Source organism: Pseudomonas sp. KK18, assembly GCF_037094675.1.
In the GTDB taxonomy this organism is placed as follows: domain Bacteria; phylum Pseudomonadota; class Gammaproteobacteria; order Pseudomonadales; family Pseudomonadaceae; genus Aquipseudomonas.
This window is the reverse complement of record NZ_CP146605.1, coordinates 5,422,616-5,444,125: the sequence shown is the minus strand read 5'-3', so window position 1 is coordinate 5,444,125 and position 21,510 is coordinate 5,422,616. Positions and strand designations below refer to the sequence as shown.

Annotated in this window: 23 protein-coding genes, 1 tRNA gene and 1 pseudogene; 14 read left to right on the top strand and 11 right to left on the bottom strand. The window is 59.3% G+C overall.

Translation table 11 applies throughout. The features are described from left to right. The first annotated feature begins 21 nt into the window (after positions 1-21). From V6607_RS24435 to V6607_RS24400, 8 genes are all read left to right on the top strand, one after another. On the top strand, positions 22-522 hold the full coding sequence (locus V6607_RS24435; RefSeq protein WP_004371218.1) for a hypothetical protein: 501 nt from the start codon (positions 22-24) through the stop codon (positions 520-522). A 163-nt stretch (positions 523-685) separates the two neighbouring features. Next, the gene (locus tag V6607_RS24430; protein WP_004371217.1) at positions 686-940 is read left to right on the top strand and encodes a YkgJ family cysteine cluster protein; all 255 of its coding nucleotides are present in this window, start codon (positions 686-688) and stop codon (positions 938-940) included. A 44-nt stretch (positions 941-984) separates the two neighbouring features. Beyond that, positions 985-1,590 (top strand): START domain-containing protein, encoded by a 606-nt coding sequence (locus V6607_RS24425; protein ID WP_004371215.1) that lies wholly within the window; start codon positions 985-987, stop codon positions 1,588-1,590. 79 nt (positions 1,591-1,669) lie between these two features. Continuing rightward, positions 1,670-1,930, top strand: coding sequence for a hypothetical protein (locus V6607_RS24420; RefSeq protein ID WP_004371213.1), 261 nt, complete (start codon positions 1,670-1,672; stop codon positions 1,928-1,930). A 213-nt stretch (positions 1,931-2,143) separates the two neighbouring features. Beyond that, positions 2,144-2,485 (top strand): ribonuclease E inhibitor RraB, encoded by a 342-nt coding sequence (locus V6607_RS24415; protein WP_003193463.1) that lies wholly within the window; start codon positions 2,144-2,146, stop codon positions 2,483-2,485. A 425-nt stretch (positions 2,486-2,910) separates the two neighbouring features. Beyond that, positions 2,911-4,320 carry a circularly permuted type 2 ATP-grasp protein gene (locus V6607_RS24410; protein ID WP_134327156.1) on the top strand — a complete coding sequence of 470 codons (1,410 nt, stop codon included), beginning with the start codon at positions 2,911-2,913 and terminating at the stop codon, positions 4,318-4,320. Positions 4,321-4,323: 3 nt separating this feature from the next. Further along, complete coding sequence (locus V6607_RS24405; protein ID WP_004371204.1) at positions 4,324-5,274, top strand: alpha-E domain-containing protein; 951 nt, start codon at positions 4,324-4,326, stop codon at positions 5,272-5,274. Then, positions 5,271-6,074 (top strand): transglutaminase family protein, encoded by an 804-nt coding sequence (locus tag V6607_RS24400; protein ID WP_134327155.1) that lies wholly within the window; start codon positions 5,271-5,273, stop codon positions 6,072-6,074. The genes V6607_RS24405 and V6607_RS24400 overlap by 4 nt, the downstream gene beginning before the upstream one ends. Before the next feature lie 206 nt (positions 6,075-6,280). Here the strand turns inward: V6607_RS24400 and V6607_RS24395 are convergent, their stop codons facing one another. Beyond that, on the bottom strand, positions 6,281-7,084 hold the full coding sequence (locus V6607_RS24395) for a cytochrome c (protein WP_134327154.1): 804 nt from the start codon (positions 7,082-7,084) through the stop codon (positions 6,281-6,283). Between the two features lie 681 nt (positions 7,085-7,765). Between V6607_RS24395 and V6607_RS24390 the strand changes: the two genes are divergently transcribed. From V6607_RS24390 to V6607_RS24380, 3 genes are all read left to right on the top strand, one after another. Then, the gene (locus V6607_RS24390; protein ID WP_134327153.1) at positions 7,766-8,971 is read left to right on the top strand and encodes an acetyl-CoA C-acetyltransferase; all 1,206 of its coding nucleotides are present in this window, start codon (positions 7,766-7,768) and stop codon (positions 8,969-8,971) included. Positions 8,972-8,987: 16 nt separating this feature from the next. After that, the gene (locus V6607_RS24385; RefSeq protein ID WP_134327152.1) at positions 8,988-11,135 is read left to right on the top strand and encodes a 3-hydroxyacyl-CoA dehydrogenase NAD-binding domain-containing protein; all 2,148 of its coding nucleotides are present in this window, start codon (positions 8,988-8,990) and stop codon (positions 11,133-11,135) included. A 210-nt stretch (positions 11,136-11,345) separates the two neighbouring features. Further along, the gene (locus tag V6607_RS24380; protein ID WP_008434897.1) at positions 11,346-12,074 is read left to right on the top strand and encodes an amidotransferase; all 729 of its coding nucleotides are present in this window, start codon (positions 11,346-11,348) and stop codon (positions 12,072-12,074) included. 131 nt (positions 12,075-12,205) lie between these two features. On the opposite strand, the gene V6607_RS24375 is transcribed toward V6607_RS24380, so the two are convergent. The 3 genes from V6607_RS24375 to V6607_RS24365 all read right to left on the bottom strand — a co-directional run bounded on the left by V6607_RS24375 (position 12,206) and on the right by V6607_RS24365 (position 14,909). Then, positions 12,206-13,177, bottom strand: coding sequence for a magnesium and cobalt transport protein CorA (locus V6607_RS24375; RefSeq protein WP_004371189.1), 972 nt, complete (start codon positions 13,175-13,177; stop codon positions 12,206-12,208). A gap of 71 nt (positions 13,178-13,248) precedes the next feature. Then, complete coding sequence (locus V6607_RS24370; protein WP_134327150.1) at positions 13,249-14,004, bottom strand: 1-acylglycerol-3-phosphate O-acyltransferase; 756 nt, start codon at positions 14,002-14,004, stop codon at positions 13,249-13,251. 215 nt (positions 14,005-14,219) lie between these two features. After that, complete coding sequence (locus V6607_RS24365) at positions 14,220-14,909, bottom strand: crotonase/enoyl-CoA hydratase family protein (RefSeq protein ID WP_004371187.1); 690 nt, start codon at positions 14,907-14,909, stop codon at positions 14,220-14,222. A 333-nt stretch (positions 14,910-15,242) separates the two neighbouring features. On the opposite strand from V6607_RS24365, the gene V6607_RS24360 reads away from it, so the two are divergent. Further along, positions 15,243-15,332 (top strand) — tRNA-Ser (locus V6607_RS24360). Positions 15,333-15,487: 155 nt separating this feature from the next. After that, complete coding sequence (locus V6607_RS24355) at positions 15,488-15,946, top strand: DUF2442 domain-containing protein (protein WP_134327119.1); 459 nt, start codon at positions 15,488-15,490, stop codon at positions 15,944-15,946. A gap of 75 nt (positions 15,947-16,021) precedes the next feature. Here the strand turns inward: V6607_RS24355 and V6607_RS24350 are convergent, their stop codons facing one another. The 5 genes and pseudogenes from V6607_RS24350 to V6607_RS24330 form a co-directional block, all read right to left on the bottom strand. Further along, a complete protein-coding gene (locus V6607_RS24350; protein ID WP_087692753.1) occupies positions 16,022-16,291 on the bottom strand; it encodes a short-chain dehydrogenase in 270 nt (89 codons plus the stop codon). Positions 16,292-16,533: 242 nt separating this feature from the next. Then, positions 16,534-16,888 (bottom strand): annotated as a pseudogene (locus V6607_RS24345) (gamma-glutamylcyclotransferase family protein). A 17-nt stretch (positions 16,889-16,905) separates the two neighbouring features. Beyond that, positions 16,906-17,568 (bottom strand): M24 family metallopeptidase, encoded by a 663-nt coding sequence (locus tag V6607_RS24340; protein ID WP_102606416.1) that lies wholly within the window; start codon positions 17,566-17,568, stop codon positions 16,906-16,908. 68 nt (positions 17,569-17,636) lie between these two features. After that, positions 17,637-18,215 (bottom strand): DUF4337 domain-containing protein, encoded by a 579-nt coding sequence (locus tag V6607_RS24335; RefSeq protein ID WP_134327118.1) that lies wholly within the window; start codon positions 18,213-18,215, stop codon positions 17,637-17,639. A 54-nt stretch (positions 18,216-18,269) separates the two neighbouring features. Beyond that, a complete protein-coding gene (locus tag V6607_RS24330; protein WP_087692749.1) occupies positions 18,270-19,154 on the bottom strand; it encodes a LysR family transcriptional regulator in 885 nt (294 codons plus the stop codon). Between the two features lie 96 nt (positions 19,155-19,250). Between V6607_RS24330 and V6607_RS24325 the strand changes: the two genes are divergently transcribed. After that, on the top strand, positions 19,251-20,219 hold the full coding sequence (locus V6607_RS24325; RefSeq protein ID WP_134327117.1) for an SDR family oxidoreductase: 969 nt from the start codon (positions 19,251-19,253) through the stop codon (positions 20,217-20,219). Here V6607_RS24325 and V6607_RS24320 read toward each other — a convergent pair. Continuing rightward, positions 20,206-20,562 (bottom strand): DUF2784 domain-containing protein, encoded by a 357-nt coding sequence (locus V6607_RS24320; protein WP_087692747.1) that lies wholly within the window; start codon positions 20,560-20,562, stop codon positions 20,206-20,208. The two genes, V6607_RS24325 and V6607_RS24320, sit on opposite strands and share 14 nt — an antisense overlap. A 24-nt stretch (positions 20,563-20,586) precedes the next feature. Next, entirely contained in the window at positions 20,587-21,483 is an 897-nt protein-coding gene (locus V6607_RS24315) for a LysR family transcriptional regulator (protein WP_134327116.1), read from the bottom strand. Positions 21,484-21,510 lie beyond the last annotated feature (27 nt).

Below are 21,510 nucleotides of genomic sequence, written 5' to 3'. Positions count from 1 at the left end.
GCCGTTAATGCTGCTGGCGATATGACTTATACCTTTCCTGCTGCCCTGCTGATCTGCGTGTTAAGCCTGTGTAACGCTGGCGCTGTCCTGGCGGCTCCCGCCGGTGAAGCGGCACCTGCTGCCAGCTCCCAGCAAACGGTGCCGGCGAAAAAAGCCGCTGCGGCCAAGAAGGCACCGGTCGCGAAGAAAGCCCCCGCAAAGAAAGCAACGCCGGTGAAAAAACGTGCGCCTATCGCCAGCAAGTCAAAGTCGGCCCACGAAGTCGCCAAGACGCCGCTGCCGCCTGCAGAGCTGGATTTGAGCCTGCCGTCGAACATGGTCCGCCACCTGCAACCCCTCGGCACCATGCCGCAGCCGAAGAACGTGCCGCTGCTGCCGCCGATGTTTGCCGAAAAGCCCACTGACAACAGTGCCTTCCAGATCAACGGGCGCCTGCTCAGCAATGAAATGCAGCTGCAACTGCGCAACGAAGAACGCCGCGAAGTTGAAGGTGCGGCGCTGGATTTCCAGTTCAAGCAATAAACCCGACGAGTAAACGTGACGCGCACCCCTGACCTTCTGTCGCAGACTGGTCAGTCACTTTTGTTTTCGGTGAAAAACCCCTGTTAAGCCAATTTAAAACGTCTGTTTAAGGGCGTAGTCTTACGTGGCCATCAACACTTGAGTTGTCGAGGATCTGTTCGTCATGAAATGCCGTGAAGGCTGTGGCGCTTGCTGCATTGCCCCATCCATCAGTTCTCCGTTGCCGGGAATGCCTGCCGGCAAACCGGCGGGCGAACGCTGCCTGCATCTTTCGGTCGAACAACTGTGCCAGTTGTTTGGCCAGCCTGAGCGGCCGGCAGTGTGTAGTTCGTTCCAGGCGGATATCGAGGTCTGCGGCAGTAGCCAGGCAGAAGCGATCAGGTTGATCGGCTGGTGGGAACAGATGACGGCGGCTTAGTGGGCTGTTCAAAGTACTGAACTTCAACAATAAGGAATAAGACCATGGGTTCACTGAAACGAATTGCTGTGTTGTGCGGTTTTACCGCGTTGTTCGCTGCCGCAGCGCATGCTGAAGACTGGCAGACGGCCAAGGATGAAGACGGCATCAAAGTGTCCTTGAGTGAAATTGCCGGTTCCAAGTACAAGGCTTATCGCGGTGTGACGACCATCAAGGCGCCGCTGGCCAAGATCCAGGCGCTGCAGGAAGACGTGGCGGGGGCCTGTTCCTGGATCCACGAATGCAAGTCGCAGAAACTGCTCAAGCAGGAAGGCGACAAGAGCTGGACCTACACCCAGTTCAAGGCACCGTTCCCGGTGACCGATCGTGACTCGATCCTGGAAATCACCACCACCAAGGCTGCCGATGGCACCGTCACCCGCAAGCTGTTGGAAGTGCCGACCTACCAGCCAGAAGTCAAAGGCTACGTGCGCGTAGCCCAGGTCGATGGTTACTGGAAACTGGTGCCTAAAGGCGACAACCTGACCGAAGTGACCTACCAGGTGCACACCGAGCCAGGTGGCAGCGTGCCGTCTTGGTTGGCCAACAAGTTCGTGGTGGACGCACCGTTCAACACCTTGAAAGCCCTGAAAGAACACGCTGAAAAATAACTGCAGTTGATCAGGTGCCTCCTGCCTTGAGTGGAACGATTTCCAGGCCCTCAAGGTCCAGATAGATGTAAGCCCACCCATGGGTTTTATCGAGGAGGCTCTGATGCCAAAGTGGAACGTTTCCTTCACCAATGATCATGGTGAGTCGGTAGTCGAGCAATTCGAGTGCGAGCAGAAACCCACGCTTGAAGAAGCCGCGCGCCTGGTTCGCGCCCGCGTATCACCGGTGCTGGAGGAACTGGATCTCAACGATCTGGAGGGGCGTATTGCCGAACCCACGGTCAAGATTCTGAAAGATCAAAACAGCATCAAAGACCTCAAGGTCGACCCCGCCGCCTGAACATTCCCTGTACGCCTTTAAACAGACTCTGGTGGAGGTGATAGCTTCGCGCTACTCTGCAATGGAGATCAGCGAATGAATCGCTAAGGTCTGGTCTTGTCAGCTACATGCTTGTCTCCCAGCGGCGACGTCACTGCCGTAACACCCGCGTCCTTGCAGCGCGGGCCTTGGGAAGCACGGAAAGTCTATCCATCGGTTTGAGGAGGACGTTTCATGAGCACAGCCTATCAAGAAGACATCAGCACCAACGTGTTGCGCCGCATGAAAGAGGGCGGCTTTGACTTCTCGCGTTTCCACCCCATCGAGTTCTACGCCATTTTCCCGGATGAGGAACGTGCGCGGCGGGCTGCGGGTCGGTTTCGTGGGGAATCCCTGAATGCTCAGGTCAGCGCGCGGGATGACGGCGCCTGGTACCTGGAATTGAGCAAAATCATGTTCGCCACCTACGACGGCATAGGAGACTTCGAGCAGGACTTTGAGGCGGTGGTCGAGCCCTTGGGCGGAATCATCGAGGGATGGGGCGTGAAACAGGAGGTGCGTGGGTTACCCATGTAGCGGCATGAGCAATAACACAGCGTATCGGCTGACCTTTGGGTCGGCCGTTTTTGTTTCTGGCGCGGGAAAAATCCTGCGCAAAAAAAAGCCACCCGAGCAGGGTGGCCAAAGGGAAGATCGCAAAGGAGGAGAGCGATTCGGTACAAGCGGTAATGCGCAATGGATGAAGCTGTAGGACGCGTCCTGTTCAGCTGATGGAGGTGATTATCCGCGGGGTTTGCCGGGCAGTGAAATCAACTCTGACTATGCTGGTGATAGTCATGGCCTGCATTGCAATGAGGCGCCGCCCATGACAGCGGGCATTTGCTGCACCGGGACGGTGCGATGAGACCTGCGTCTATATCCAACTGATTGATACTTAAGTGTTTATGCCGCTGGCACGGGCCTTGCGATGGTTCTGGCGTCCGGGTGACAAGGAGTACGGCATGATCCGCACTTATTACGATGAGATGTACGACGGGGCAGGGCAGGTGCGCCCCCATTACCGCGAATTTGCCCGCTGGTTGGCCGACACGCCGGCCGAACTGCTGGCCCAGCGCCGGCGTGAAGCCGATTTGCTGTTTCACCGGGCCGGTATCACCTTCACCTTGTATGGCGATGAGCAAGGTACCGAGCGCCTGATCCCCTTCGACACGATCCCCCGCAGCATCCCGGCCAGTGAATGGCGGATCGTCGAGCGCGGCTGCATCCAGCGGGTCAAGGCGCTGAACATGTTTCTCGCCGACCTCTACCACGAACAACGCATTATCAAGGCCGGGATCATCCCCGCCGAGCAAGTGCTGGCCAACGAGCAATACCAGTTGGCGATGCAGGGCCTGGACCTGCACCGGGATATTTATTCCCACATCTCAGGTGTCGACCTCGTACGCGATAGCGACGGCACTTACTACGTCCTCGAAGACAATCTGCGCACCCCCAGCGGCGTGAGCTACATGCTCGAAGACCGCAAGATGATGATGCGCCTGTTCCCCGAACTGTTCGCGGCCCAGCGCATCGCGCCCATCGACCACTATCCCAACCTGTTGCTCGACACCCTGAAAAGCTCCAGCCCACTGGATAATCCCAGTGTGGTGGTGCTGACGCCTGGGCGTTTCAACAGTGCGTTCTTCGAGCATGCATTCCTGGCCCGGGAAATGGGCGTGGAACTGGTGGAAGGCGCCGACCTGTTCGTGCGTGATGACCGCGTGTTCATGCGCACCACCGATGGTCCCAAGGCGGTGGATGTGATCTACCGTCGCCTCGACGACGCGTTCCTCGACCCGCTGGCCTTCAACCCGGACTCCATGCTCGGCGTACCGGGCCTGCTGGCGGCTTATCGCTCGGGCAACGTGGTGTTGGCCAATGCCATCGGTACCGGGGTGGCGGATGACAAGTCGGTGTACCCCTTCGTCACCGAGATGATCCGTTTTTACCTGGATGAAGAACCGATCCTGAAGAATGTTCCGACGTTCCAGTGCCGTAATCCCAGTGAACTGTCCCACGTACTGGCCAACCTTCCGGAGCTGGTGGTGAAAGAAACCCAGGGCTCCGGTGGCTATGGCATGTTGGTCGGCCCGGCCGCCTCGGCGGCGGAAATCGAAGCCTTCCGCGCACGCATCAAGGCCAAGCCCCACGCCTATATCGCGCAACCGACCCTGTGCCTGTCGACATGCCCGACCTTCGTCGAAAACGGCATCGCCCCACGGCATATCGACCTGCGCCCGTTTGTGTTGCAAGGCAAGGAAACCCGTGTGGTGCCCGGCGGCCTGACTCGTGTGGCGCTGCGGGAAGGCTCGCTGGTGGTCAACTCGTCCCAGGGCGGCGGCACCAAAGACACCTGGGTGGTCGAGGATTGAAATATGTTGAGTAGAACTGCCTCGGATTTGTATTGGATGTCGCGCTACCTGGAGCGCGCGGAAAACCTCGCGCGGATGCTCGATGTCAGTTATTCGCTGTCGCTGATGCCCCAGGACGGGCGCGGCGATGGCCTGCATGAACTGGCGATGCCGCTGCTGATCACCGGCACCCTCGACGATTACCGCGAGCGCCACGGTGAACTGCACGCCGAACGCCTGCTGCACTTCTTCGCCCTGGATGCTGCCAACCCGGCCAGCATCTACAGCTGCCTCGGCGCTGCACGCGCCAGTGCCCATGCCGTGCGTGGGCGAATCACCGCCGACATGTGGGAAAACATCAACGCCACCTGGCTGGAGATTCGCGACATCGCCCAGCAAGGCCTGAGCCGCTACGGCATGAGCCGGTTCTGCGAGTGGGTCAAAGAACGTTCCCACCTGTTCCGCGGTGCCACCTACGGCACCATCATGCGTAACGACGCCTTTCGTTTTATTCGCCTGGGCACCTTTATCGAGCGCGCCGACAACACCCTGCGCTTGCTCGACGCCCGCTATGAAATGGCCGGCGACCAGGCCGAAGCGGTCACCGATGGTACCGCCCATGCCTACTATCAATGGAGTGCGTTGTTGCGGGCGTTGTCGTCGTTCGAGGCCTACACCGAAATCTACCGTGATGCCCCGGGCGCCCGACAAGTCGCCGAGCTGTTGCTGCTGCGCGCCGACGTGCCGCGGTCGCTGCGGGCCTGCAGTGAAGAGATCGACCAGATCCTTGGCAGCCTGCCCGGCATCAACGGTCGGCCGGCCCAACGCCTGGCAGCGGAAATGGACGCACGCCTGCGCTATACCGCCATCGACGAAATTCTCGAGGAAGGCCTGCACGCTTGGCTGACCGACTTCATCCCGCTCGTGCGCGAGTTGGGCGATGCTATTTACAGTTCCTACCTGGAGGCGGCATGAGACTTTCCATCAGCCACGAAACCACCTACCACTACGAAGACCAGGTGCGTGCCAGCATCCAGTACCTGCGGCTCACGCCCCACGACAGCGAGCGCCAGCATGTCCTCAGTTGGCAGTTGGACTTGCCCCGGCCGGTACGGGCGCAACTGGACCCGTTCGGCAACATCCTGCACGTGTTGAGCCTGGACGAGCCCCACGAAGCCATCATCATTGGCGCCCGTGGCCAGGTGGATATCGACGAATTGCGCGAGGCCGAACATGAAAGCCAGTCGGCCTTCCCGTTCCTGCGCTGCACCCGGTTGACCGAGCCGGACGAGGCCCTGCGCAGCTTTGCCGAAAAGCATTGCCATCAACGCCGCGACCGCAGCGCATTGATCGACCTGATGCACGCGCTGAACCAGTACATGACCTATTCGCCGGGTTCTACCGAAGTCGACACCTGTGCGGCCAAGGCGTTTGCCGGGCGTGCCGGGGTGTGCCAGGACCACACCCACGCCTTCCTCGCCTGTGCCCGCAGCCTGGGGATTCCGGCGCGTTATGTGTCGGGGTATTTGTACAGCGAAGACTGCGAGCACCTCGCCAGCCATGCCTGGGCTGAAGCGTGGCTGGATGACGCCTGGTACAGTTTTGACGTGACCAATCAACTGGCGCGGCCGGAGCGGCATTTGAAGCTGGCGGTGGGTCTGGATTACCTGGACGCCTGCCCGGTACGAGGCATGCGTCGTGGGGGAGGGCATGAGCAAATGCATGCGAAGGTATTTGTAGCGCCGACACCGGTGATATCGGTGCAGCAGCAGTAGGATCCAGGGAGAGAGGGAGCTCTGTGTAGCAGGAAAGCTCTCCGTGCCAGGACAGCTTTTTGTGGCGAGGGAGCTTGCTCCCGCTGGGCTGCGAAGCGGCCCCAAGGCATGCCCCCGAGTTCTGTCTGGAGAAATGCGATTGTCTGATTGGGGCTGCTGCGCAGCCCAGCGGGAGCAAGCTCCCTCGCCACAGATTTACCTGAGCCTTAAGGCTGCTTTCTGCCCGCCATATGCTTCAAATACCCCACCAGCAGATCCAGGTCCGCATCCGGCACCACGCTGGTGGCAAACGCCGGCATCTTCGCCTGTGGCCAGTGCCGCATGCTTTGCGGATCGCGGATGTAGCGCTTGAGGAAATCCCCGGCAAAATATTCAGTGGGGTTGTAAGGAATATTCAGGTCCGGCCCCACCTGCGCATCGCCGGCCCCGTTCAGGCGATGACATGCCAGGCAGTTCTTCTGGAACAGTGCGAACCCCTGATTCACCGGGTCATTCGCCGCCAGTTTCGGATCCGGCAACAAAGCCGGGAAGCGCTCCGCCACCGTCTTCAACTGCTTGATCCCGGAAATCTGAAACGGCCACTGCTCAGGGCTGATATGCCCGGCTTGTGGATCGGTCCACACCAGATAAAACGGCCCGGCACTGGGCTTGCCGTCTGCCAGTGGCGGCCACGGATGCGCCGGATCTTCCACCGCCAGCCAGGCCCGCGCGCCGCTTTTTGATAGCAGCGGTGCCGCCGTCAGTTCCGCGGCAAAGCCGTCGAGGGCCACTGCCTGCAGATGGTTTTCCGGCGTGATGTCCGGCAACAGCGCTGCCAATGGCACTGCGCGATACGTCATGTTGCGCTTGTAGGAAACGTCATCAACGATCTGCACCGTCTGCACATCCGGACGCTTGAGCAGTTCGGTGGTTTCCCAGGTTTTGCTGGCGTGATTCAGCTCGACGGTCAATTTCGCGGCGTGCGCCGGCAAGGCCAGCAGCAGGATCAGGAGGACGATGATCTGTTTCAAGGAAGGGCCACATATCGGAAAAGGCGGTGGAACTCACGATACCGCAAAATCACAAAATCTCGGCGCGCAAAACGGCAGCCCCTGACGGGATCGCTATACGCAATATCCCGAAAGGCGCTGCCAAAGGCTGCGATCCTGGCGCTGTGTCTGCGCAGAATGTGGGGTGTGAGAGGTCACCCAATGACCTTGGTGAGGTTGGGCAAGATCAGAATCAGGGTGGTGGCGAACAGAATAAGTCCCGCCTGACGTACTTTCGAATGCTTGAACATGGCTGACTGCCTTTTGTTGTTATTCCTGAGCGTCAAATGCGTGCCGGTCGATTCAACTATGACGGTGCTACATGACTCTTTTCTTACAGTTCCTACAGGTGCTCCAGCAAAACCCGGCAGCAACCTTTAACTTCTCTTACAGATTCAACCTTAGAGCCCTCGTTCTACATGGCTTAGATCCATTTCATCTCATCAACTTAATAAAACTTATTAAAAAGGCATGAGGCCAATTGCCAGCCAGACGCCAGCCCTACGGCTAGACAGCTAAAACGATTAATCAGCCGATTCCCGTAGCCTCCTACCGTTCGTCTGAGCGTGAGCGTCAAGGTCAATGAGCGGTTCGGTCATTGAATCCGGCGCCCCGGCGCCTAAGGTAAGGGCACGATTCGTTGCATAGTGATTCGAGGACGTCATGACCCAAGCTTTGATCTTTGATGCGATACGCACGCCCCGGGGCAAAGGCAAGGCGGATGGCGCCCTGCACAGCGTCAAGCCGGTGAACCTGGTGGCCGGTTTGCTGACGGCACTGCAACAGCGCACCGACCTCGACACCCGGCAAGTGGATGACATCGTCCTGGGCTGTGTCACACCGATTGGCGACCAGGGCGCCGACATCGCCAAGACCGCCGCCTTGGTGGCGGACTGGGATATCAGCGTCGCCGGTGTGCAGATCAATCGGTTTTGCGCCTCGGGCCTGGAAGCCGTGAACCTCGGCGCGATGAAAGTGCGCTCCGGCTTTGAAGACCTCGTGGTGGTGGGCGGCGTCGAGTCCATGTCCCGAGTGCCCATGGGCAGTGACGGCGGCGCCTGGGTGCTCGACCCGCAAACCAATATGCACAGCCACTTCACCCCGCAAGGCATCGGTGCCGACCTGATCGCCACCCTGGAAGGCTTCACCCGCCAGGACGTCGACGCCTTTGCCCTGCACTCACAGCAGAAAGCGGCGCGGGCCAGATCAGACGGTTCCTTCAACAAGTCGCTGATCGCCGTGCAGGACCAAAATGGCATTGTGCTGCTGGATCAGGACGAATTCATCCGTGCCGACTCCACCCTCGAAGGCCTGGGCAAACTCAAGCCCAGCTTCGAAATGATGGGCCAGATAGGCTTCGACGCCACGGCGTTGCGGGTCTATAGCCACGTCGAGCGCATCAACCACGTGCACACACCGGGCAACAGTTCCGGGATCGTCGATGGCGCGGCGCTGATGCTGATCGGTTCTGAAGCCAAAGGTCGCGAACTCGGCCTGCAACCCCGGGCGCGGATCGTCGCCACCGCTGTCACCAGTACCGACCCCACCATCATGTTGACCGGCCCGGCACCGGCAACCCGCAAGGCACTGGCCAAGGCGGGTTTGCGGGTTGAAGACATCGACCTGTTCGAGGTCAACGAAGCGTTTGCGTCGGTGGTGCTCAAGTTCATCAAGGACATGGGCATCGACGCCGCCCGGGTCAACGTCAACGGTGGCTCCATCGCCATGGGCCACCCGCTGGGCGCCACGGGCTGCGCGATTCTCGGCACCTTGCTCGATGAGCTGGAGGTGCGCCAGCAGCGTTATGGCCTGGCCACCCTGTGTGTCGGCGGCGGCATGGGTATCGCCACTATCATCGAACGCCTCTGAGCCTAAGGAATCAGTCATGACCGATGCCATTCGTTACGAAAAGGGCCAGGACCAGATTGTGGTGCTGACCATCGACATGCCCGGCCAGAGCGCCAACACCATGAACGGGGTGTACCGCGAGGCCATGGCGGCCACCGTCGCCCGGCTGGACGCCGAGAAGGATTCGATTGCGGGCGTGATCATCACCTCGGCGAAGAAGACCTTCTTTGCCGGCGGCGACCTTAATGAACTGATCAAGGTCGACAAGCCCCACGCCAAGGATTTCTACGACAGCGTGCTGGTGCTGAAGGCGCAACTGCGCACCCTGGAAACCCTCGGCAAACCGGTAGTGGCCGCGATCAACGGCGCAGCGCTGGGCGGTGGCTGGGAGATCTGCCTGGCGTGCCAGCACCGTGTGGCGCTGGACCACAAGTCGGTACAGATTGGCCTGCCGGAAGTCACCCTCGGGCTTTTGCCGGGTGGCGGCGGTGTGGTGCGCATGGTGCGGATGCTGGGCCTGGAAAAAGCCTTGCCCTACTTGCTGGAAGGCAAAAAGATTACGCCGCAGCAGGCGCTGCAAGCCGGGTTGATTGATGAGCTGGTGGCAGACCGTGACGAGCTGCTGGCCAAGTCCCGGGCGTGGATTCTGGCCAACCCCGAGGCGAAACAGCGCTGGGACATCAAGGGCTATCAGATCCCGGGTGGTACGCCGTCCAACCCGAAAGTCGCGCAAATGCTCGCCATTGCGCCATCGATCCTGCGCGCCAAAACCAACGGCTGCTTCCCGGCCCCGGAGAAAATCCTCTGCGCCGCCGTGGAAGGTGCCCAGGTGGATTTCGACACCGCCCACCTGATCGAGACCCGCTACTTCACCGAGCTGGTCACCGGGCAAGTGGCGAAAAACATGATTGGCACCTTCTGGTTCCAGCTCAATGAAATCAATGCCGGCAGTTCGCGGCCCAAGGGCTTTGCACCTTATGTAACACGCAAGGTCGGCGTGCTCGGCGCCGGGATGATGGGCGCGGGCATTGCCTACGTCAGCGCCTCGGCGGGCATTGAGGTGGTGCTCAAGGACGTCAGCCAGGCGGCGGCAGAGAAGGGCAAGGCCCACTCGGCCACGTTGCTGGACAAGAAGGTCGGGCGTGGGCAATTGACCGCCGAACAGCGGGAAACCATCCTCGCGCGGATTGTTCCTACCGAATCCGACGCCGATCTTGCCGGCTGCGACCTGATCATCGAAGCCGTCTTCGAGGATCGGGAACTCAAGGCCAAGGTCTCGGCGGCCGCGCAAAGCGTGGTGGGTGCCGAAGCGGTGATCGCCTCCAACACCTCCACCTTGCCCATCAGCGGGTTAGCCACCGCCGTTCCAGACCAGGGCAAGTTTATCGGCCTGCACTTCTTCAGCCCGGTGGACAAAATGCCCCTGGTGGAAATCATCAAGGGCGCCCGCACCAGCGACGAAACCCTGGCGCGGGGATTCGACTTCGTACTGCAAATCAAGAAAACCCCGATTGTGGTCAACGACAGTCGCGGCTTCTTCACCTCGCGGGTGTTCGGCACCTTCACCAACGAAGGCATCGCCATGCTCGGCGAAGGCGTGGCGGCGCCGATGATCGAGACCGAGGCACGCAAGGCCGGCATGCCTGTGGGACCGCTGGCGGTCTCTGACGAAGTTTCTCTCAGCCTGATGAGCCATATCCGCCAGCAAACGGCCAAGGACCTACAGGCCGAGGGCAAGCCGTTGCCGCAGCACCCGGCGTTTGCCGTGATCGACCTGTTGCTCAATGAATACAAGCGCCCGGGCAAGGCGGCGGGTGGCGGTTTCTACGAGTACCCGGCGGGCGGGCAGAAACACCTGTGGCCGGAGCTGAAAAACCGCTTCGAAAAGCCTGGCCAACAGATCTCGCCGCAAGACGTGCGCGACCGTTTGCTGTTCATCCAGGCCATCGAAACCGTGCGCTGTGTGGAGGAGGGCGTGTTGATGTCGACGGCTGATGCCAACGTCGGCTCGATCTTCGGTATCGGCTTTGCCGCCTGGAGCGGCGGAGCGCTGCAATTCATCAACCAGTACGGCCTGAACGATTTCGTCGCCCGCGCCCGCTACCTGGCCGAGCAATATGGCGAGCGCTTCACGCCGCCGGCGCTGCTGTTGGAGAAAGCTGCACAGGGTGAAGCGTTTCGGTGATCAAAATGTGGGAGCGGCGGTGCGACGATTCGACTTGCTCGCGAAAGCGGTGGATCAGCTAACGAGTGTGTTGACTGACACACCGCATTCGCGAGTAAGTCGAATCGCCGCTCCCACATTGAGCATGGCGATGGGGCTTGCCTTGAAAGGGTATTTCAAGGCAGGCTCTGGGGGTGTTCATTATTCCCATCGCCGTGTCAGGTATTTTTTATGTCGTTACGCGTGTGCATCCTGGAAACCGATATCCTGCGTCCTGGGCTGATCGATCAGTACCAAGGGTACGGGCAGATGTTCAAGCGCCTGTTCTCCAAACAGCCGATTGCCGCCGAGTTCGTCATCTATAACGTGGTGCAGGGTGAATACCCGGCGGATGAAGAAGTGTTCGACGCGTACCTGGTGACGGGCAGCAAGGCCGACTCCTTTGGCACCGATCCGTGGATCCAGACCCTCAAGACCTACCTGCTGGACCGCCATGCCCGCGGCGACAAGCTGATCGGCATCTGCTTCGGCCACCAGTTGCTGGCGCTGCTGTTGGGTGGCAAGACCGAGCGGGCGACCAAGGGCTGGGGCATGGGCATCCATGACTACAAACTGAACGCCAAGGCACCGTGGATGAGCCCGGTGGTGGAAGAACTGACGCTGTTGATCAGCCACCAGGATCAGGTCACCACCTTGCCGGAAAACGCCACCGTGATCGCCTCCAGCGAGTTCTGCCCGTTTGCGGCGTATCATATTGAAGACCAGGTGCTGTGCTTCCAGGGCCACCCGGAATTTATCCACGACTATTCCCGCGAGTTGCTGGAGATTCTTCAGACAACGCTGGGGGAGAAGGTCTACACCAACGGTGTGGCCAGCCTGGAGCGAGACCATCACGGCGTTACCGTGGCGGAATGGATGATGCGGTTTGTGGCGCACAAACCAAAAGCGGACGTGGCCTAACTATTAGGGTTGATTGACGAGCTTTTTGTGGCGAGGGAGCTTGCTCCCGTTCGGCTGCGCAGCAGTCGCAAGCCTTGGGGGCGCTTCGCACCCCAGCGGGAGCAAGCTCCCTCGCCACAACAGCAGTTTTCCTACAGCCAGCCTGAACGCTTGAAGCTGGCCCACAAACTTGTACACCCCACCGCAATAAACCCCAGCACCGCAAAATAGCCGTAGTGCCATTGCAGCTCCGGCATGTTCTGGAAGTTCATCCCGTAAATCCCGGCCACCGCCGTCGGGAACGCCAGAATCGCTGCCCACGCGGCAAACTTGCGTTGCACCACGCTTTGGCGCGAGGCTTCCAGCAACACCCCAATCTCGATGGTCTGGCTGGCGATATCCCGCAAGGTGGTCAGGTCTTCCATCTGCCGGGTGACGTGAATCTGCACATCGCGAAAGTACGGACGCATGTTCTTGTCGATAAACGGGAAGCTCAGTTTCTGCAATTCCTGACTGATCTCCACCATCGGTGCCACATAGCGCTTCAGTCGCAGCACATCGCGGCGCAGGCCGTGGAGCTTCTGGATATCCGCTTCACTCAGGGAGTTGCACAACACGTTGCGCTCCAGTTCATCGACCTCGGCATGAATCGCCTCGCTCACCGGCTGGTAGTTCTCGGTAACAAAATCCAGCAGCGCATAGAGTACGAAATCTTCCCCATGCTCCAGCAACAGCGGTCGCGCCTCACAGCGCTGGCGCACATAGCCGTAGGATGCCGAGTGGCCGTTGCGGGCGGTGATGATGTAGCCGTTGCCGGCAAAGATATGGGTTTCGATAAACTCCAGCTTGCCGTTATCGCGCACCGGCGAATAGGTCACGATAAACAGCGCGTCGCCGAAGGTTTCAAGCTTGGGGCGGCTGTGTTTTTCCAGGGCGTCTTCGATGGCCAGTTCGTGCAGGTTGAACTGGCGCTGCAGGTTGGCCAGTTCCAGCGCGCTGGGCTCCTCCAGGCCGATCCACACAAAGTGGTCAGGCTTGGCGGCCCACGCGGCGCCTTCGTCGAGGGTGATATCGGTGACTTTCTTTCCGGCGCTATAGACGGCGGCCGCAACAACTCTACCCATAGTGCTGATCGCTTCTTCTTGAATGGCAGATGACAACTGTCAGGCAGCTTAGCTGCCCTGCCCAATCAGAGTCAGCAAATTCGGCGGGGTTCAGCCGTGATTGCAGGCGTGGTTTGCAGCTCGCGGTCCATCGCCTCGATGCAGTCGCGCATTTGCTCGCGGCAGGTCTGCATTAACAGCGGCATGTCATCCATCGTCAGCCCCTTCGTAGGAATCGGCGGCAACGAGCGAATCAGAATATCGCCACTGTTCCAGCTATTGAGCTTCATCTGCTTCACATAGGTGCTGACACACACCTGCACAATCGGCACGCCTGCGGCGATCGCCATCTGGAACGCGCCTTTCTTGAACGGCAGCAGGGTTTCACCGAAGTTGCGCGTGCCTTCCGGGAACACCCAGATCGAGGTGTCGGCATGCGCCAAGGTGTGGGTGGTGGTCAGCATCGAACGCCGCGCCTTGTGCGCATTGCCCCGGTCGATCAACACATTGCCCGCCAGCCAGAACAACTGTCCGAACAACGGCACCCACTTCAGGCTCTTCTTGCCGATACACACCGTGCGGTACGGCACCACGGTGCCGAACACAAACAGGTCGTAGTTGGATTGATGGTTGGCGATGATCACGCAACTGCTGGGCTTGTTACGCAGCGAGTCGACATCGGCCTTCACTCGCAGGCGCAATAGCCACATCGCCGGTACCGCATACAGGCGCGCGCAGTAACGGCTGTTGTCCGGATTGAACGGCCGACAGATCCCCAGCAGCACGCCCAGTACGCCCGCAATCATAAAATGCAGGCCCATCAACAACATGCGTAACAAAAAAAGCATCGACACAGCCCATCGGGACAAAAGGTGGCGCAGTGTACGGATGTGCACTGTATTCGGCAATTGCCCCTATAGAGTCGGAAGATAGGCGATGTTTAAGCGCATGTTTCAACATGCTGTGACAGACACTGTCTAGAGCGGTTGTAGGCAAACCGGAATTCTTTGTAAGAAAAAGCCCGACTCAAGGTCGGGCTTCGATTCAGCAGGCGTAGGTTTGATTAACCCAAGTGGCCTTGGTCCTGAATGATCGCGTCATCCAGGGCTTCCAGCAGCGCCTTACGCACCTTCAGCTTGGTGTGTTTGTGGGCGTTCATATTGATCTTCTTCAGTTGGCGAGCGGCTTCCAGCGCCGCGGCCTGCAACTCTTCCGGCGCGACCACCTTATCCAGGAACCCGGCGCTCAACGCGTCCTGCGGGTTAAACATCTCGGCATTGATCACCGAACGGTGGAACGCCGACTTGCGCAGACGATCCCGCGCCAGCTCGATCCCGGCGTGGTGCATGGTCATGCCGATCATCACTTCATTCAGACCAATGCTGAACGGTCCGTCTACACCGATCCGGTAATCCGCCGACAGCAACAGGAATGCCCCCTTGGCCACCGCGTGCCCAGGGCACGCCACGATCACCGGGAACGGGTGCGACAACAGGCGGCGGGCGAGGGTGGAGCCCGACGTCACCAGGCTCACGGCTTCTTTAGGGCCGGCGGTCATCACCTTCAAATCATAGCCACCGGACAAAATCCCCGGCGTGCCCGTGATGATCACCACCGCCCGATCCTTCTCGGCCTGATCCAGCGCTTGATTAAACGCACTGACCACTGCCGGCGAAATGGCATTCACCTTGCCGTTGCTCAGGGTCAGGGTCGCGATACCGTCTTCGAGGTGGTAGGCAATCAACTCACTCATGACGCGATTCCTTGTAATGCTTGTAATAGAAGGACAGACGGCAGACGTTACCCACCGCGCCCGCCCTGGTAAAGCGCCATGACTGACTACCCAGTCAGACTTTTCCCCCATGCCCACCCGCAGGTGGCCTTCGGCAAGGCGCAGCAGCTACTATAGACAAGCGCCGTGAGTGCCCGAGAATGGCAGAATTGCCTTGGTGTGCACGGCGCCGCAGAGGTCTGGAACGGTATAACCGCCTAAGCGCATGAAAATTCTGAAAAAAACCTTTGCCATCGGAAAAGCTTTCGACTACATTAGCGCGCCTCGACAGACTGAATCAGTTTGACGAGATACGGTGAAGTGTCCGAGTGGCTTAAGGAGCACGCCTGGAAAGTGTGTATACAAGAAATTGTATCGAGAGTTCGAATCTCTCCTTCACCGCCAAATTCGATGTAAACAAAACCCCTGGTTTCGAGAGAAGCCAGGGGTTTTGTGGTTTCTGGGGTTTGAATATTTGGTTGTGCTAGGAAAAAATTTTCTCTAGCTTCAGCTCCTTGTCTAAACGGGTATGGAATGAACAAAACCGGAGGAACTGACTTATGACCAGCAAGCTTCGCATCTCTGCTGTGCAACCAGTTGCCGGCAAGCATGCCATCGAAATTGAGTGGAATAACGGCAAGCGGCATACCGTTGATCTCACTGATCACATAAATACCTTCCCGATTCTAAAACCCCTTCAGGACTTGGCTCTATTTGGTCGGGTTGAAGTCGGTGAGTGGGGCCTTGACGTGACTTGGGGCAATGACCTTGAGTTGTCCTCCGGCACCTTGCATCGTTTGGCGCTGGAACAGTCCGGCGAGGTCATGCTGACGCAGGACTTCAGAAAGTGGATGCTCAGCAACAATCTGTCGCTCTCCGCTGCGGCTGTGGAACTAGGCTTCACTCGTAGGACCATTACTTCCTACAGCAGCGGCGCCGCTCTGATTCCCAAGCATGTAGGGTTGGCGTGTAAGGGGTGGGAGTACGAGCATAAGGCTCGTGGCACACGTTGCGTTTAGGTTGGGTAATGTTCGCAAAAAGGGATGACTGAGAGGTCGTCCCTTTTTCGTTTTTGCGGGGTCAAGCCAATGGGTTCAGGAATACTGCGCTGCCATCCTCCGACCTATGACATCCAGCAGATCGCATCCATCGCGTAACGGAATTGCGCAGAGCAAGGAAAAGTCGCCCAGCACGACCGTATCACTACTGATTTCTGCACGCAGCGCCAGGTTTTCTAGAACTTGGGTTACGGCGCGAATCCGATAGTTTGCAGCATCAAGCAGGACATCCAGCGGTGCTGTGGTGTCTACGAAAAGGGCGGGTGTGGTGCAGTCGTTGCTGGTGAGTGCCATATATTGATTCATACGGGAGTCCATCTGAGACAAATAGAAAAATAGCTAACCTTTTTCAAGTTAGACCTTCATAAAACAGCCGTCGCCTGAAAAACTGGATCGCAGAGTTTTAGTTTTCAGATTTGTCTTCGAGTCGCCAAACTCGGTCGCCATGACGGCGACCGAAAGACTATAGACCTGGCATTACGAAGCGGGCAGGGCATACTTTCAGATTGATCTGTAGGAAATCACTCCGATTGATCAACTGCACGCTCTCAAGCCTGCACATACACCCAAGCCGTCAACCCCGAAGCCAACCCCACCGAAACCCGCTTATAGTCCGATACCTCATACGCATCCGCCGCCGCCAGCTCCTTCTCGGTAATCTGAAACACCGTACCGTCAACACTGTCCTCATTCCGCCCGCTCGGAGCAACGATCGGATGATGGGTCTTGCCACTGGCCGCCAACACCTCGGGATCGGTTATCTCCACCCAGCTTTTTGAATACCCCAGCATCAGCATCCTGCTGACCCACCAACTCCCGCCCAAAGTTGGACAGTTGCACGGCTTTGTCCTGCAACGTGCCGTAAGAAAACAACAGCACGGGAAATTCGGTCGAGCGTTCCATCTTTATTCCTTGAAAAATTAAGCCAGCAAATCTTCGTAAAACGCACCATAAGCCCCGCTCGGGTGCGCGATCTGTATCTCCAGAATCCACAGCCCTTCATTCGGATACTGGTCAAAATCCCCAAGATCACCGCCACGGTAAATCGCATGGGGAAAGTCGCTGACACGGTGCCCTTTGATGTCCAGGTTCAGCACCCAACCCATTGCCTTCGCTTGCTCTTCGGCAAAACGATACAGCTCCAGGCCGACGACTTTATCGTTCCTCCAGCGCCGCTCAACCCGATCAAACAACTCTTTTGCCGCGCTCGCACACGCCTTCAGCTCGGGGTCGTTGCCGGTGCTGAATGTCGCCCCCGCATCACCTTCATGGCCTTGCCACACGGCGCCCATGTCGATGAAGTAGATGTCGTTTTCCCCCAGCACCGGGTCGCCGTCGGAGCGCTCCTTGAAGGTCTTGAGGGTGTTGGCGCCAAAGCGCACCAGCAGCGGGTGCCAGATGCGCTGCATGTCGAGGTCGGCGAGGACTTTTTTGCCGAGCTCGCGGGCTTCGGATTCGAGCATGCCGGGGCGGATGAGTTTGGACAGAGCTTCGATGGCGCGCCAAGTCATGGCCTGGGCGTAGCGCATTGAGTCGATGCTGTAGGCGACGCCCACAGCTTCCTTGGATGATTGTGCGGTCACCGGCTTTTCCTCGGCTTTATAGTGTCAGGCGTTATGCGTTTTACTATATAGCGATGGCAGGATGGAACCTAAATATGCAACCACGCCATCCCACCCAACACCACACTCACACCACCGGCGGTATACGCCATGCGCTTCAACCATTCCTTCCTTGTCAGCAAGGTAATCGCCGCCAGCGAAATCGCGATCTGAATCGCGGTCATCGCCTGCGCCCAGCGGTGATGCTGATGCAGCGCCTGTTCTGACTTTTCATCCCATTCCTTCGAGGTGGCTTCGAGCTTTTCGGCCTGTTTGCGCACGTCTTCCTTCTGGGTTTTATAACGCTCGATCTCGTCGGTGTAGTGCTTGGCATCAACCCCCGGAATATGCGTCGCCAGCTCCGCAAGGTTCTGCCGGCTGGATTTGGCCTGGTAGTAGTTCCACTGGTTGGCGGCTTCGGTCTTGAAGATGGCGGCGTTGTTTTTGTCCATCGCCGCTTCGCTTTCGGTGGAGCCGGCCTGGTAGCTGAGCATGGCGCCGACGGTGGCCATGATGGCGGTCATCACGGCGATGCGGCTGGCGAAATTGTCTCCGCTGCGGTGGGCACGTTCGGTGGCGTGTTCGACGTGTTTTTCGTGGGGGCTGGGGACTTCGAAGGCTTCGGACATGGGGGCGTCTATGAAGGGTTTGAGGGACTCTGATTCTTCACCAGCGAAGCTGTCTCAATCCTGTACGTAATGCTGCAAACCGGCCACCAGGGCGTCAAAGGTGACGCGGCAGCGCGGGCTGTTGCGCAGGTCTTCGTGCATGGTGACCCAGGTGTCCAGTTGCAGGGCAAATGCGTCCGGCAGCACTCGGCTCAGGCGGGCGTCTTGCCGGGCCAGTTTGACCTGGCAGCCACCGATACCGGCACCGGCGCGGATCAGGGCCAGTTGTGCGAGGTCGCTGTCGCTGCTGAGGGAAAAGGCGCTGCGCTCGAAGCCTTTGACGGCCAGGCTGCGGATGAAGGCGCTTTCCTGGTCGTAGCCGATGACTGAATGAGCTGAGAGATCATTCAGGCTCTGGGGGATGCCATGTTGTTGCAGGTAGTCGTTGCGCGCATGCAGGCCGACTTCAATAACGCCGATCCTTTTCGCCAGAAGTTGTTCCTGGCTGGGTCGGACCATTCGCACAGCGATGTCTGCCTCCAGTTGCAGCAGGTCCAGCAGGCGATTGCTCAGCACCAGTTCGACCTTGAGGTGCGGGTGCTGTTGGCGCAGGCGGGTGATGATCGGCGGCAGGACTTCCACGCCGATCACTTCGCTGGCAGACACTCGTACCACGCCGCGCACTTCGGGGCCTTGGGGCGACGCGGCGCGCTCGAGTGCGGCGGCGGTGGTTTCCATGGTTTCGGCATGGGTGCGCAGGGTGAGGGCGACCGCCGTGGGCAACAGGCCGCTGGCGGAGCGGGTGAACAGCACCACGTTGAGGGATTTTTCCAGCGCAGCGATGTGCCGCCCGACCGTGGGCTGCGTGATGCCGAGCTGCCGTGCGGCCCCCGACAACGATCCTTCCTTGAGTACCCCGAGGAACGACCGGTAAAGCTCCCAACCAATATTTGATGCCATGCATAAATGTATAGCGTCTGGATGATCTTCGGCAATTCCTCTATAGCTCGCCGGCGAACAGAATCGCCCCATCACACAACCCTCAGGGGAAAAAGCATGAACAAGGTTCTGGTAATGGGCGCGACAGGCGGGATTGGTGGTGAGGTGGCACGGCAGTTGTTCGCTGCGGGCTGGCAGGTGTGCGCCCTGACTAGGGATGTGGATAAGGCTCACAAGCAGAATGCCGATTTCACCTGGATAAAAGGTGATGCGCTGAACCGTGGGGAAGTCGTCGCAGCGGCCCGGGGTTGTTCGGTGATCGTGCATGCGGTGAATCCGCCCGGTTACCAGCGCTGGGCGGAGCTGGTGCTGCCGATGATCGACAACAGCATCGCGGCGGCAGTCGCGGAAGGGGCGACGATTGTCTTGCCGGGCACGGTGTACAACTTCGGGCCTGATGCATTCGCGCGGTTGGAGGAAGATTCGCCGCAGCATCCACTTACCCGCAAGGGCGCGATCCGGGTGGAGATGGAGCAGCGTTTGCTTGAGGCGACCCAGCAGGGCGCCCGGGTGTTGATCGTGCGGGCAGGCGATTTTTTCGGCGCCAAGGCCGGCAGCAGCTGGTTTTCCCAAGGCCTGGTCAAGCCCGCAAAACCGGTGGCCAACGTGAGCTATCCAGGGGCGCCGGGCGTGGGGCATCAGTGGGCTTACCTGCCTGATGTGGCGAGGACCATGGTCGAGTTGATTGCACGCCGCGACAGCCTTGATGCCTTCGCCCGTTTTCATATGGCGGGGCACATAGATGCCGATGGTCGGCAGATGAGCCAGGCGATTCAGCGGGTGGTGTCACGCAGGACCGGCCAACAGCCTTCTGTACGTGCTTTCCCGTGGTGGCTGCTGAAACTGGCCGCGCCCTTTGTCACCACCTTCCGCGAGATGCAGGAAATGCGTTACCTGTGGCAAACCGAGGTGCGGATGGACAACCGCCGCCTCGTACAGATATTGGGCAGTGAACCGCACACGCCTTTGGACGAGGCGGTTGAGGCGACATTGGTGGGTATCGGCTGCTTGCCTAAGCGCGCCTGATCAGCCGCACATACACCGCGATATTGATCAACAGCACCAGCGCGCCCAGCCCCAATTGAATCTGCGGCGTCAGCCCGGCCGGGTAGATCAGGGCCAGGATGTAATGCTCGATAAACCCGCCGCCATAACCGTCCTGCCCGGCCAGGTGGCGAAACAGGTTTTCCCAGCGTGTCAGCGGGCAGGGCAGGTGGAACACTTCCACCGCAACGCCCCAGGCAGCAGCGGGCAAGTGCAGCCACATCACGGGCCGCCATCTCAGGGCGAGCAAACCGCCAAACAGCACGAACAGAATGAACGACAAATGAAACAGCACCAGGCCGTCGGCGGCGAAGCGGTAGAGCATGATTGGGTTCGCTTTTTGAATGGATCAGGTCCCGAATTCTTCCTTCAGGAACTCGATAAACACCCGCAATTTCTTCGGCGTGTTCGTACGGTTGAAGTAATACAAATACAGCGCGCTGTGGGCAATCCAGTCGTCCAGCACCTCCACCAACTCACCGCGTTGCAGGTACTGCTCGACGCTGGAGCGCGCCACGTAGGCAAAGCCAAACCCGTCCAGCGCACCGCGCACCATCAATTCAACATCGTTGGTCGCCAGCCGGCCTTTTACCGTAACCCGCATCTGCTTGCCGGCTTTTTCAAAGTCCCAGCGGTGCAGCGAGCCGGTCTGCGCACTGCGGTAGTTGACGCACTCATGCTCGAGCAAGTCGTGGGGATGAGTGGGCAGTTTGCGCCCCTGCAAATACTGCGGCGTGGCGACGATGACGAATCGCAACTGCGTCGCCACCGGCACCACCACCATGTCTTCGGCCAGCACATGGTCGTAGCGGATGCCCGCGTCAAAACCCTGGGCGACGATGTCCACCAGGCTGTTGTCCACCGCCACTTCCAGGTTGATGCCCGGGTATTTGCGCAGGAAGCGCTGGAGCAACGGTTGCAGGACCATTCGGCTGGCGGTGGAGGGAATGTTCAGGCGCAAGGTGCCGGCGGCGTCGACCGTCGCCGCTGCTACGCTGTGCAGGCTGGTTTGCAGTTCTTCCAGCAGCGGCGTGATCTTCTGGATCAACTGCTCGCCGGCCTCTGTCACGCTGACGCTGCGGGTGGTGCGGTTGAGCAGTTGCACACCCAACTGTTTCTCGAGGGCGCGCACGCGATGGCTGACGGTCGACACCGACAGGCTGCTGGCGTCGGCCGCCTGGGTGAAGCTTTTCGAGCGGGCGACCTGCAGGAACAGTCGCAACTGCTGAACATCGGGCGTGTCCATTGTGTGGTATTTCCGAAAGGGCCTTGC